This is a genomic window from Microbacterium sp. 8M, assembly GCF_902506375.1.
GTDB lineage: Bacteria > Actinomycetota > Actinomycetes > Actinomycetales > Microbacteriaceae > Microbacterium.
In genome coordinates, this window is the sequence record NZ_LR733284.1 from 453,552 (window position 1) to 466,326 (window position 12,775).

Genomic DNA, 12,775 nt, shown 5'->3' on the forward strand with positions numbered 1-12,775 from the left:
GGCGCGGGAGCGTCAGAGTCGGTACAGCCGGGTGGCCGTGCCGGACCAGAGCGCCGCGGCGTCGGCGGAGGAGAGCGGCGGCAGCGCGTCCGCGATCCGCGCCGTGAGCTCGGCGTAGGGCGTGTGCCTCGCCGAGATCGGCCAGTCGCTGCCGTGCAGGAGACGGTCCGGGCCGAACGCGTCGACGGCCGCGGCGAGGAGGCGCCCGAGCTCCGCCGGACCGCGTCCGGGGTGGACGAGACCCGAGGTCTTGGCGTGCGCGTTCGGCTCCGCCGCGACGACGGCGAGATCGCGGAACCACGCGGCGCCCGGATCCGCCGTCCCGAGCCCCAGATGGCACACGACGAACGTCGTGGCGGGGTGGCGGTGCGCGAGCGCGGCGGCACCGGGGAGCTGCTCCGGACGCAGCAGGAGCTCCAGCACGAGACCGGCCTCCCCGGCCGCCGTGGCGAGGGCGTCGAGCCCGGCGACATCGGACAGGTCCGCCGCGAACTGCGGGACGGCCGCACGGAGGCCGGCGACGGCGGGAGCGCCGGGGTGGCGCGCGGCGGGCGCGAGCATCGCGGCCGTGCGCCCGAGGGGCAGGTCCGGCGCGGGCTCGTACTGCAGCACGGCGCGGCGCACGAGCGGATGCGCGACGGCGATCCCGGTCAGCCACTCGGCCTCGGCCACGGAGTCGGCGGCCTGCACGGCGACCGCGGCCGAGACGCCCGATGCGCTCAGCAGCGCGCCGAGGGTCTCCGCCAGGGCGCGGCGGGGGAGCCCCAGGTCCTCACGGAACCACGGCAGCGGGACGACGCCGACGTCCCAGAGGTGCACGTGCGCGTCGATGATCCGCATCAGGCCGCGGCGGTCCCATCCTGCCCGAGCCGGTCGAGCTCGGGCCACAGGGCCTCGGGGATCGGGACATCGCGCCCGCGGACGAAGGCCGCCACCTCCGCGGGGGTGCGCGCGCCGATGACGACGCCCTCCGCGCCGCGCCGCAGCGGGAACCGGGCGGCCGCGTCGGCCAGTTCGACGCCGTGGGCGCGGCACGCCTCCTGCAGGGCCAGGGCCCGGTCGACGAGGGCGGGCGGCGCGGGCTTGTACTCGTAGTACGGCGCGGTCTGCGGGGCGACGAGGATCCCGGTGTTGTACACGCCGGCGGCGATGATGCCGACCCCGCGGTCGGCGGCGAGGGGCATGAGCTCGTCCTCTGCGGTGCGGTCGAGCAGCGTGAGCCGGCCCGCCTCCATGATCACGTCGACCGGCGCCTCCGCGGTGAAGCGGATCAGCGGGGGGAGCTTGCCCATGCCGACGCCGATCGCGCGCACCACGCCCTGATCGCGCAGCTCGACGAGTGCGGCCATCGCTCCGGCGAGTCCCGCGTCGACGTCGAGCGGGTCGTGCAGATGCAGCAGGTCGATCCGGTCGGTGCGCAGGCGCGCCAGGCTCGCCTCGAGGCTGCGGAGCACTCCGTCGCGGCTCAGGTCCGCGATCGTGTCGTGACCGGTCGCCGACCCGGGGACGGGATCCCCGGACGCGTCGACGATCCTGCGGCCCACCTTCGTGGCGACCACGTAGTCGTCGCGCGGCACGCCCTGAAGGGCGAGCCCGAGCCGGCGCTCGCTCTCGCCGGCGCCGTAGTGCGGGGCCGTGTCGAAGTAGCGGACCCCGGCGTCGAGCGCCGCGCGCACCGTCGCCACCGCGTCGTCGTCCGCGACCGGCGTGTAGAGGTTGCCGATCGGCGCGCAGCCGAGGCCGAGGTCTTCCCGCAGCGGGACGCCCCCGGCCGGGCCGGGATTCAGCGGACGGAGCTCTGCACGGAACGCCATGCCTCGTACTCCTCGCGGGTGTCGGGGGTGAGCGGGTAGTAGTCGCTCAGCCGGGCGCCGTCGTCGAGGCGTGCGCGGCTGAACACCTCCCACTCCTCATGATCGCGCGCGGAGTCGATCACCTGGGGCGCCATCGCCTGCGGCACCACCACCGGGCCGTCGTCGTCTGCCACGACCAGGTCGCCCGGCATGCACAGCGCGCCGCCGACGGCCACCGGCACATCGTAGGCCCAGGGCACGAGCTCCGACTGCGAGGCGTAGTGCGGCGTCGTGCCGGTGGACCACACCGGGATCCCCAGCTCGCGGATCCGGCCGGCGTCGCGGATGCGGCCGTCCACGACGATCCCGGCACCGCCCTTGCGCGCGAAGTAGCGCGCGAGGATGTCGCCGATGCAGCCGGAGAAGCGGCTGCCGTACGCCTGGATCACGAGCACGTCGCCCGGCTGCACGGCCTCCAGAACGTGCCAGAGCGCGGTGTGCCGCTCCGCGTACTCCTGCCCCTGTCCGGAGGCCATGTCCTCGCGCTGCGGCATGAACTGCAGGGTCAGGGCGGATCCGACCACGCGGCTGCCCGCCGTGAGCGGCTCCGGTCCGTCGATGTAGCTGCGACGGATGCCGAGACCGTGCAGCTTGGCGCACGCGGTGGCGGAGGAGATGCCTTCGAAGTCGTCGAGCAGTTCACGACCGGGACGGGCGTACGCCGCCCCGCGGACGGGCAGGGCGAAGTCGGGGCGGATCAGGTCGGTGCTCATGCGGCTCCTCCGGAGGGGTGCAGGCGGGGCGTTCCGGCCCCGCGGGCGATGGTCAGGTCGAGGTCGGCGCCGTGCGCCGGGGGCAGCTCGACGACGACGTCGTCGTCGCAGTCCCAGGTGACGGTGCGCGGCGGGTTCTCCGGGGCGCGGTACGAGCCGGACGGGCCGGGGAAGGTTCCCGGGGTCTCGGCGGTCGCGGACACGCGCACGATGCGGTCCGCGCCGAAGCGGCCGCCGCGGATCCGCACCGTGCGGGTGTGCACGACGGACGTGTTGACCAGGCGCACGCCGAGCCCGGCGTCGTGGACGGTGTGCACGAGCGCGGCCACGTCGCGGGGGAGGCCGGGGCGGCCGCGCTCGACATCCTCGTAGCGCAGCGCCGTGAAGGGCAGGCCGCCGTTGTAGAGCATCTGTGGCGCGCCGCCGACGAGCTGCGTGAGCACCTCGGTCACCACGGGGTTCACGCGCTGCCAGAAGTGCAGGTGCGCGGCGTCGGGATCCGCGTCGTCGCCGAGCATCATCGCCACGCGGCGCGACACCTGGCCGAGCGCCATCTCGAGCGCCCGCTCCGGGTACTCCGGAAGCTCGCCGCTCAGATACGCGATCCACCCGGCCTCGTGGCCGGCCTCCTCCTTGTCGCGGAACGGCGCCACGAGGTCGGTGCCCTGGGGCAGGCCCGCCCGCGCGCGGTCGAGCAGCGCGCGATCCTGGCCGCTGCGGCTCCACCACCACAGCCACACCGGCACGTCCAGCTGCAGCGGGCCGAAGTCGAACCAGCCGTCGATGCCGTGGCGGTACGGCACCAGCACACCGGGGGTCGCCGCGGCGGCTCCGAGACGGGCGCGCCAGCCGCCGCGCAGGCTGTAGGTGGACTCCTCGACGGATCCGATCTCGGCGTGCGCCAGCACGGTGTCGAGCGCGGGGCGCACCAGGTCGAGGGCGTCGTCGCGCCCGGTGACGAGGGAGTGGTTGATCGCGCCGATCAGGGCGCTCATGGCGACGGAGTGGAAGCCGTGCGGCCAGGCCCACCCGTAGTGGCCGCCCCACCAGCGGCCGTCCTGCAGTGCGCCCACCGTCCCGTCCGGGCCGACGTTGTCGGGCACGACGCCGCCGTTCGCACGGGCGCGGGCGAGCCAGCCCTCGACGTAGCGACGGATCCACGCGGCGGACTCCTCGTCGCCGTCGTCGAGCCAGCGCAGGGCGGGCAGCGAGGTCGCGGCGAGGTTCACCGGCACGTCGCCCGCCGCGCGGCGCTGCATCTCGTCCGCCATGCGCTGCGCCTTCTCCGGGTCCGCGAGGTCCTCCCACACGGCGATCCCGTCGAGGCCGTGGACGGGCAGCCCGTAGGGGCGCATCTCGGCGCGGTCGGCGGAGTAGGGGCGAACTCGTCCGGCGAGCGGGGTGCCCTCCGGCTGCGGATCCTCGAGACCCTCTCTGGCGCCCAGCGCGCCGTTGTGCGGCGCGCGGATGATGTTGCGCTCGGCGTCGTAGTTGCCGTGCGCGGGGTCGGTGAACAGTGCGGCGAACCGGCGCGCGCGCTCGGCGAACGCGGCGTCGCCGGGGTCCGCGGCCCTGATGCCGGCGAACAGCAGCACCGACTCGCCCTGATGGAACCAGTCGTAGCCGTTCTCGTACTCGTCGGTGAGCATGCCCGCCTCGGCGAGCTGGGCCGTCACGCCCTCCCAGCAGCGCTTGGCGTCGGCGAGCGCTGCGTCGTCGCCGCCCAGCGCGTAGAACGCCGGCCAGTTGAAGAACGGCTCGTAGAGGTCGTCCACGCCGTCGCGGTCCTCGAACTCCGCGACGCCGCGGAGCCGGCCGTCGGGCAGCGTGTAGCGCTCCGCGAACAGCCGCCGCGCGGCCTCGACCTCGTCGAACAGGCGGCGCTGCAGCACGGCCCAGGCGGGGATGGCGCGCAGCGGCGTGGTGATCGGATCCGTCATCGTCAGCCCTTCGTGGCTCCGGCGGCGAGCCCGCCGATGATGTGCTTCTGCATGAGGACGAAGAAGATCAGGGCGGGAGCGATGGCGAGCAGCAGTGTGGGGAACACCTGGGTGTAGTCCGTGGAGAACTCGCCGACCGCCGCGTACACGCCGGTCGTCACCGTGTAGATGCCCGAGCTCGGTCCGAGGATGATCTGCGGGCTCACGAAGTCGTTCCACACGCCGATCGAGTTCAGCACGACGACGGTGGCGACGACGGGCCGCATGATCGGGAAGATGCAGGTCCAGAACGCGCGGATCCGGCCGGCGCCGTCGAGCGCCGCGGCCTCGTCGATGTCGCGGGGAACCGAACGCAGATAGGCGGAGAACAGGAAGATCGTCACCGGAAGCGTGGCTGCCGTCTCGAACAGGATGAACCCCGGGATGGTGTTGATGAGCCCGAGCACGCGCAGCACGAACACCACGGGGATCAGGGTGACCTGCCCGGGGATGAAAAGACCCGAGACGAACAGCAGCAGCAGGCCCATGTGCCACTTCGAGCGGCCGCGGGCGATCACGTAGGCGACCGGCGCCGACAGCAGGATGCAGCACAGGTTGACGAGCGCCACGAACAGCAGGGTCACGCCGTACGCGGCGATCACGTTGAACTTGCTGCTCGTGATGGCGGCCCAGAGGAACTCCGGCGTGAAGCTCTGCGGCGTGATCAGCAGCGGGTTCTCGATGATCTCCTTCTGCGGCTTGAACGCGTTGATCACCATCGTGTACAGCGGCACGACCATGACGACCGCGACCACGGTCAGCACGATCCAGCGGGCGAGTCGGGCGACGAGCGGCGCCCTCGTGCGGCCGCCGGAGCGACGGGATCCGGTCCGCTGCCGAGAACCCTGCGGGCGCACGGCGGGGTTGAGGCTGGTGGCGGTGCTCATCAGTCGTCCACGACCTTCTGCTCTGCGCGGCGGCGCACGAGGGTGACCGCCAGGCCCACCGCCGCGGTGACGATGAGCAGGATGACGGACTGCGCGGCGCCCATGCCCAGGGCCGAGCGCGCGAAGGAGTCCTTGAGGATCTGGTACACGATCGTCTGCGTGGATCCTGCCGGCCCGCCGTCGGTGAGGGCCAGCACGACGTCGTACGCCTTGAGCAGGCCGACGAGCGTCAGCACCAGGTTGACCGTGAACACCGGTGCGATGAGCGGGAACGTGATGCTGCGGAACTGCTCGCCGCGCCCTGCGCCGTCGACCGTCGCGGCCTCGTAGTACTCCGCCGGCACCGACTTGATGCCGGCGAGGAACAGGATCATGTTGAAGCCGAAGTGCGACCACACGATCGTGAGGATGACGCTCGCCTTGGCGAAGGCGGGATCGGTGAGGAACGGCAGCGGGCCGAGGCCGATCGCCCCGAGGACGCCGTTGACCGCGCCCTGCGGAGCGAGCATCGCCGACCACAGGAAGCCGATGATCAGGCCGCTGATCACGTAGGGATAGAAGAACACGGTGCGCAGGAGCGCGTTCGCGCGACCGGATCCCGAGATCAGCGCGGCGATCGCGAGCCCGACGCCGTTGCACAGGATCGTTCCGGTGATCGCGATCACCCCGGTGAACAGCGCCGCCTGCGCGGAGCGCGGGTTGCGGAACGCGTGGACGTAGTTCTCCCAGCCGATGAAGGTGAAGCGCAGGCTGTAGCCGTTCCAGTTGGTGAAGCTCAGCACGCAGGCCAGGATCATCGGGATCACGAACATGGCGATGAACACGGCCACCGCCGGGGCGCTCATGAGGAACCCGGGCAGGGCGCGCTGCAGACGGCGTGCCGTGCTCACCTGTCGGTGCGCCGGGGCGGTCGCGGGGGTGCGTGCAGCGCTGCTCATGGGCTCCTCCTCGGGTGCGGTGGCCCGGGGGCGGGCGGCCGTGGCCGTCCCGCCCCCGGATGAACGTGTCATCGTCACGATCTCATCGCTTCCCGGTGTCAGTTCGCGTTGGCGGCGAACCAGTCGTCCATGCTCTTGAGCACGTCGGCCGCAGGCGCACCGCCCAGCAGCGCCTGGGTCTGCGTGTTGATCTCACCGGAGTAGCCGGTCGGCATGGTGCGCTCGCCGTAGCCGCCGCCGGTCGGGGTGTACGACGACGCCTTCGTGTCGGAGACGATCTTCTGCAGCTCCTCGCCGAGCGGGGTCATCTCGTAGGTGTAGCCGTCGCGGTAGTTGCCGTCGACCTTGAGCTGGGAGACCACGGCCTCCTTGTCGGTCGTGAGGTACTCGATGAGCTTCGCCGCGGCGTCCTGGTGCTTGCTGGTGTTCAGGATGGAGTACGGGCTCGCGATGTTCGCCCCCATCGCGGGCGTCTCCGAGCTCTTCTCCGCCGGCGCGCGGAACACCCCGATCTCCGCCGAGTCGGCGGCCTTCGCCTGCGTGCCGACGAACCAGCTGCCCATCGGGTAGATCGCGCTCTTGCCGCTGAGGAAGGCCTGCTCGGCATCCGGGTACTTGATGCCCAGAGCCTCCTTGGGGATGTATCCCTTGGACACCCACTCGGCGTAGGTCTCGACCGCCGGTCCGTACGCCTTGCTGAACGTGGTCTTGCCGCTGGAGATGTTCTGGAAGAATTTCGGATCCTTCGACACGATCGTCGGCAGCCCGAGCACTTGGAGCGTGTGGCTGGTCATCCAGTCGCCGCCCGTCTGCACCGGCACGTCCCAGCCGGCGGCCTTGATCTTGCCGAGGTCCTCGGTGAGCTCGTCGACCGTCTTGGGCGGGGCGGAGATGCCGGCGTCGGCGAACGCCTTCTTGTTGTAGAAGATGAGGCTCTGCAGCTGGACGCCGATGCCCGCCATGTAGTTCTTGCCGTCGATCGAGTACTGGTCGGCGAGCGGGCTCTTCTTCGCCCACGCGTACTTGGAGAGGTCGACCAGCTCGGGGGCGAGCTCGCTCGTGGGCACGAGCGACTGCACCACGTCGGGGGCGTCGCCCGACGCGAGCAGACGCGGGACCGCCGCGGCGACGCCCTCCGCGCCCGGGTTCTGGATGACGACGTCGATGTTCGGGTTCTTCTTCTCGAAGGGCTTGACGAGGGAGTTCCAGTACTCCTCGGTGAGGTTCGGGGTGACGTTCACGAGCATGTGCAGCGACACCTTCTCGGTGCCGGACGCGTCCGAGCTCGAGGGCGCGGCGGCGCCGCTGCAGCCGGCGAGCGCGACGGCGGCGACGGTGGCGATGCCGGCGGCGGGGATGAGGCGGCCCTTGATCATCGTTGATCCTTCCTGATGCGGGTGGTGGGACACCGGCGACGATACACTAATCGATAATCGTTTGTGAAGAGCTGCACCGACATTTGGCAAGCGTTTTCCCGCAGCGTCCTGCGCGCCGCCTCGGCACCTGTCGCTGCGCGGGGCCTTCCGGGGCGGTCGTGTCTGATGCGCGAGCCGGCCGAACCTCGGGGCGTGCGGTCCGGATCAGGCCTCGGCGCGACGTGCGCGATATGCGGCGACGGCGTTGCGGTTGGCGCAGGCCGTGGAGCAGTAGCGCTTGGAGCGGTTGCGCGACAGGTCGAGCGCGATCGCCTCGCAGGTCTCGTCGGCGCACACCGAGATGCGCGAGCCCTCCTCGGCGCGGATCACGTCGATGAGCGCCATCGCCGTCTCGGCGAGCACGCGCTCGGGCAGGGGGCGGTCGTCCGCCACCGCGTGCAGGTGCCAGTCCGTGTCGCCATGGCGGGTGAGGCGGAGCGCCAGCGGGATGTCGGCCAGGGCGGCATTGGCGGCGACGGCCATGTCGTCGCGCGGGGCGAGCAGCATTGCGCGAAGGCGCGGTCGCAGGTCGCGCAGCCCCGCCACCTCGGCCTCGTCGCGGTCGATCCGGCCGGTGTAGCCGAACTGGCTCAGGAAGGCCTCCTCATCGTCCGTGGTGATGAGGCCGTCGGGATCCTCGGCCGAGTTGACGAGCCAGACGGCGGCCCGCAGCGACTCCTCGGTGTCATCGGTGAAGATCATGTTGACATCTTACAGGCGGCGCGAGTAGCGTCACATGTCATGAGCACTATGGCGAATGACGCGCGTACGGCCGGCGGACGTTCCGGCCTCGTCTTCGCGATCGGGGCCGCCCTCTCCTTCGGGATGAGCGGGGCCTGGGCGCGCGGGCTCATGGATGCCGGGTGGAGCCCCGGCGCCGCCGTGACCGCGCGCATGTGGGTCGCGGCTCTGGTGCTGCTCGTGCCGACGCTGCTCGCCCTGCGCGGACGCTGGGGCGCGGTGCGCAGGAACGCCGGGATGATCCTCGGCTACGGGTTGCTCGCCGTCACCGCGGCCCAGCTGTGCTTCTTCCAGGCCGTCGCCGTGCTGGACGTCGGCATCGCGCTGCTCATCGAGTACACGGCGCCGATCGCGGTGGTGCTCTGGCTCTGGCTGCGGCGCGGAGAGCGGCCCGGCGCCCGCGGCATCGTCGGCGCCGTGATCGCGTTCGTGGGCCTGGTGCTCATGCTGGAGATCTTCACCGGATCGCGGGTCGACCCGATCGGGATCCTGTGGGCGCTCGGCGCGATGGTCGGCGCGGCCACCTACTTCCTGCTGTCCGGGCGCGGCGACACCGGGCTGCCGCCGATCGCCCTGGCCGGGCTCGGCCTGCTGATCGGCGCGACCGGCCTGAGCATCGCCGGCGCGATCGGGGTGCTGCCGATGGCGTGGAACACCCACGACGTCGCGTACCGCTTCGGCACACTGCCGTGGTTCGTGCCCGTGCTCGCCGTCGGCGTGATCGCGACCGCCCTGGCCTACGTGCTCGGCATCGTGTCGACCCGCCTGCTGGGTTCGCGCGTGGCGTCGTTCGTGGCGCTGTCCGAGGTGATCGCGGCGCTGCTGTTCGGCTGGCTGTTCCTGGGGCAGCTGCCGGATCTGCTGCAGGCGTTCGGGGGAGCGCTCGTGCTGGTCGGCGTCGTGCTCGTCAAGCTCGGCGAGCCGGTCGTCGACGAGGTGGATCCGGACGCGGTACCCGAGCCGGCAGAGGCGCTGCGCTGACGCGCAATGTATACGAAGGCAGGGCGGATTCGGATCCCGCGGCGCCGTCGAGGGAAATTGTGTATACACTGACGGCGTGACCATCATCGCCGAAGGCATGCGCGCGGGGGAGTTCGCCTATCGCGCCCTGCTGGAGGAGATCCAGTCCGGATCCCTCGCCGCCGGCACCGTCCTCGGCGAGGTGGAGCAGGCGGAGCGGCTCGGCGTCAGCCGCACGCCGCTGCGCGAGGCGCTGCGCCGGCTCACCGCGGACGGTCTCGTGGAGCAGGTGTCGCCGCGCGTCACCGTGGTCGCGGCGATCGACGCCGCCGACATCCGCGACCTGTTCGTGCTGCGCCGGGCGCTCGAGGAGACCACCGCGCGCGCCGCGGCCGCGGCTCCCGACAGGACGGAGTTCACCGCGCTCGCCGGACGCTTCGACGACGCCGCTCGCGCGCTCGACGACGAGGACGGGCGGGCGCGCTACTACGCCCTCATCGCCCGTTTCGACGAGGCGCTCGACGCCGCCGTGGCGAACGACTACCTCACGGCCGCGCTGCGCACCGTCCGCACGCACCTCGTGCGCGTGCGCCGCATGGCGAAGGACAAGCCCGACCGCCTCGCCGCGAGCGCCGGCGAGCACCGGCTCATCGCCGAGGCGATCGGCGCCGGCGACGCCGACCTCGCCGCGCACGCCACGCACGTCCACCTGCACAACGCGCTCGCGAGCATCCTCGACTCGCTCGGCCACCCCGGTGCCGGGCGCCCTCCGACGGGTTCGGGCGATGCACAGCGCGACGAAGGAACCCCCACGACCGAAGGAAAGAAGGCCGGAGCATGACCGTCATCCACCACCTCCGCGTGCACCGCAGCGACGAGCAGCTCGCCCGCGAGGGGCAGCTCGCCTGGCGCATCGCGGAGGTCGCCGCCGACCCCGTGGAGGTCGACGCGGACGTCGTCGACATGATCATCAACCGGGTCATCGACAACGCCGCCGTCGCAGCCGCCTCGCTCACCCGCGCCCCCGTGAGCGCCGCCCGCCAGCAGGCGCTCGACCACCCCGTCTCGGTCAACGGATCCGGATCCACCGTCTTCGGCTGCGCGATCGAGCGCCGCACCAGCCCGGAGTGGGCGGCCTGGGCGAACGGCGTGGCGGTGCGCGAGCTCGACTACCACGACACGTTCCTGGCCGCCGAGTACTCGCACCCGGGCGACAACATCCCGCCGATCCTCGCGGTCGCGCAGCACGTCGGCGCGGACGGACGGGCGCTGGTGCGGGGCATCGCCACGGGGTACGAGATCCAGGTCGACCTGGTCAAGGCGATCAGCCTGCATGCGCACAAGATCGACCACGTCGCGCACCTCGGCCCGTCGGCCGCGGCCGGCATCGGCACGCTGCTCGGGCTGAACGTCGAGACGATCTACCAGGCCGTCGGCCAGGCGCTGCACACCACCACGGCCACCCGGCAGAGCCGCAAGGGCGAGATCTCCACCTGGAAGGCGCACGCTCCCGCGTTCGCCGGGAAGATGGCGGTCGAGGCCGTCGACCGGGCGATGCGCGGCGAGACCTCGCCGAGCCCGATCTACGAGGGCGAGGACGGCGTGATCGCCTGGATGCTGGACGGGCCCGACGCGGCGTACGAGGTGCCGCTGCCCGCGGACGGCGAGCCGAAGCGCGCGATCCTCGACACGTACACGAAGGAGCACTCGGCGGAGTACCAGGCGCAGGCGTGGATCGACCTCGCCCGCAAGCTGCACAACGAGCGCCCCGAGCTGGCCGACCCGGCGAACGTGGAGTCGATCGTCATCCACACCAGCCACCACACGCACTACGTGATCGGATCCGGCGCGAACGACCCGCAGAAGTACGACCCGCACGCCTCGCGGGAGACGCTGGACCACTCGATCCCGTACATCTTCGCGGTGGCGCTGCAGGACGGCACCTGGCACCACGTCGACTCCTACGCGCCCGAGCGCGCGCAGCGCGAGGACACCGTGGCCCTCTGGCGGAAGATCACCACGGCGGAGGATGAGGAGTGGACCCGCCGCTACCACTCGATCGACCCGGCGGAGAAGGCGTTCGGCGGACGCGTGGAGATCCGCCTCACCAACGGCGAGACCGTGACCGACGAGATTGCCGTGGCCGACGCCCACCCGCTCGGGGCACGTCCGTTCGCGCGCGAGGACTACATCCGCAAGTTCCGGATCCTCGCGGAGCCCGTGCTCGAGCCCGCTGAGATCGACCGCTTCCTCGAACTCGCGCAGCGCCTGCCCGAGCTCACCGCCGACGAGGTCGCGCAGCTGTCGATCGTCGCGAAGCCGGGCGTGCTCGCGGCCGCCCCGGCTCCGAAGGGGCTGTTCTGATGCTGTACTCCACCACGCCCGCCGCCGAGAAGCGGCGAATCTTGCGCGAGCGGCTCGCGGCGGGCGAGCTGCTGCGCTTCCCCGGCGCGTTCAACCCGCTGAGCGCCCGGCTCATCGAGCGCAAGGGCTTCGACGGGGTCTACATCTCCGGCGCCGTGCTGTCCGCCGATCTGGGGCTCCCCGACATCGGCCTCACCACGCTCACCGAGGTCGCCGGGCGCGGGCAGCAGATCGCCCGGATGACCGAGCTGCCCGCGATCATCGACGCCGACACCGGCTTCGGCGAGCCGATGAACGTTGCCCGCACGATCCAGACCCTGGAGGACGCGGGCCTGGCCGGCACGCACATCGAGGACCAGATCAACCCGAAGCGCTGCGGCCACCTCGACGGCAAGGCGGTGGTGGACGAGTCGACCGCGACCAAGCGGATCCGCGCCGCCGTGGACGCCCGGCGGGATCCGAACTTCCTCATCATGGCGCGCACCGACATCCGCGCCGTGGAGGGCATGGATGCGGCCGTCGACCGGGCCAAGGCGCTCGTGGACGCCGGGGCGGACGCGATCTTCCCCGAGGCGATGCGCACGCTTGACGAGTTCGAGCGGATGGCCGCGGAGCTCGACGTGCCGATCCTCGCCAACATGACCGAGTTCGGCAAGAGCGAGCTGTTCATGACGCAGCAGCTGAAGGATGCGGGCGTGAGCATCGTGATCTGGCCGGTCTCGATGCTGCGGATCGCGATGGGTGCGACCGGACGCGCGCTGGATACGCTGAACGAGGAGGGGCACCTGACCCCCAAGCTCGGCGAGATGCAGCACCGGGCCGACCTGTACGACCTCATCGACTACGAGTCCTACAACCACTTCGACACGAACGTCTTCAACTTCACCATCGACAAGTGACTGGTCGAACAGCGACCCCCAGGCAT

Annotated in this window: 12 protein-coding genes; 4 read left to right on the plus strand and 8 right to left on the minus strand. The window is 71.7% G+C overall.

The features are described 5' to 3' along the window. Positions 1-12 precede the first annotated feature (12 nt). From AERO9AM_RS02115 to AERO9AM_RS02150, 8 genes are all read right to left on the minus strand, one after another. On the minus strand, positions 13-840 hold the full coding sequence (locus tag AERO9AM_RS02115) for an amidohydrolase family protein (RefSeq protein ID WP_159574680.1): 828 nt from the start codon (positions 838-840) through the stop codon (positions 13-15). Next, complete coding sequence (locus tag AERO9AM_RS02120; protein ID WP_159574681.1) at positions 840-1,814, minus strand: aldo/keto reductase; 975 nt, start codon at positions 1,812-1,814, stop codon at positions 840-842. The genes AERO9AM_RS02115 and AERO9AM_RS02120 overlap by 1 nt, the downstream gene beginning before the upstream one ends. Further along, positions 1,784-2,566 carry a ribonuclease activity regulator RraA gene (locus tag AERO9AM_RS02125; RefSeq protein WP_159574682.1) on the minus strand — a complete coding sequence of 261 codons (783 nt, stop codon included), beginning with the start codon at positions 2,564-2,566 and terminating at the stop codon, positions 1,784-1,786. Before AERO9AM_RS02125 ends, AERO9AM_RS02120 begins: the two co-directional genes overlap by 31 nt. Further along, complete coding sequence (locus AERO9AM_RS02130) at positions 2,563-4,506, minus strand: hypothetical protein (RefSeq protein ID WP_159574683.1); 1,944 nt, start codon at positions 4,504-4,506, stop codon at positions 2,563-2,565. Before AERO9AM_RS02130 ends, AERO9AM_RS02125 begins: the two co-directional genes overlap by 4 nt. A gap of 2 nt (positions 4,507-4,508) precedes the next feature. Then, complete coding sequence (locus tag AERO9AM_RS02135) at positions 4,509-5,432, minus strand: carbohydrate ABC transporter permease (protein ID WP_159574684.1); 924 nt, start codon at positions 5,430-5,432, stop codon at positions 4,509-4,511. After that, entirely contained in the window at positions 5,432-6,370 is a 939-nt protein-coding gene (locus tag AERO9AM_RS02140) for a carbohydrate ABC transporter permease (RefSeq protein WP_159574685.1), read from the minus strand. The genes AERO9AM_RS02135 and AERO9AM_RS02140 overlap by 1 nt, the downstream gene beginning before the upstream one ends. A gap of 98 nt (positions 6,371-6,468) precedes the next feature. Further along, a complete protein-coding gene (locus tag AERO9AM_RS02145) occupies positions 6,469-7,746 on the minus strand; it encodes an ABC transporter substrate-binding protein (protein WP_159574686.1) in 1,278 nt (425 codons plus the stop codon). Between the two features lie 204 nt (positions 7,747-7,950). Then, positions 7,951-8,487, minus strand: a complete 537-nt coding sequence (locus tag AERO9AM_RS02150; RefSeq protein WP_159574687.1) for a CGNR zinc finger domain-containing protein — start codon at positions 8,485-8,487, stop codon at positions 7,951-7,953. 39 nt (positions 8,488-8,526) lie between these two features. Here AERO9AM_RS02150 and AERO9AM_RS02155 point away from each other — a divergent pair, with 39 nt between their 5' ends. The 4 genes from AERO9AM_RS02155 to prpB all read left to right on the plus strand — a co-directional run bounded on the left by AERO9AM_RS02155 (position 8,527) and on the right by prpB (position 12,749). Next, the gene (locus AERO9AM_RS02155) at positions 8,527-9,507 is read left to right on the plus strand and encodes an EamA family transporter (RefSeq protein WP_236602447.1); all 981 of its coding nucleotides are present in this window, start codon (positions 8,527-8,529) and stop codon (positions 9,505-9,507) included. 97 nt (positions 9,508-9,604) lie between these two features. Beyond that, complete coding sequence (locus AERO9AM_RS02160; RefSeq protein ID WP_159577313.1) at positions 9,605-10,327, plus strand: GntR family transcriptional regulator; 723 nt, start codon at positions 9,605-9,607, stop codon at positions 10,325-10,327. Continuing rightward, the gene (locus tag AERO9AM_RS02165) at positions 10,324-11,850 is read left to right on the plus strand and encodes an MmgE/PrpD family protein (RefSeq protein WP_159574688.1); all 1,527 of its coding nucleotides are present in this window, start codon (positions 10,324-10,326) and stop codon (positions 11,848-11,850) included. Before AERO9AM_RS02160 ends, AERO9AM_RS02165 begins: the two co-directional genes overlap by 4 nt. Then, positions 11,850-12,749, plus strand: coding sequence for a methylisocitrate lyase (prpB, locus tag AERO9AM_RS02170; protein ID WP_159574689.1), 900 nt, complete (start codon positions 11,850-11,852; stop codon positions 12,747-12,749). The genes AERO9AM_RS02165 and prpB overlap by 1 nt, the downstream gene beginning before the upstream one ends. Positions 12,750-12,775: the final 26 nt, after the last annotated feature.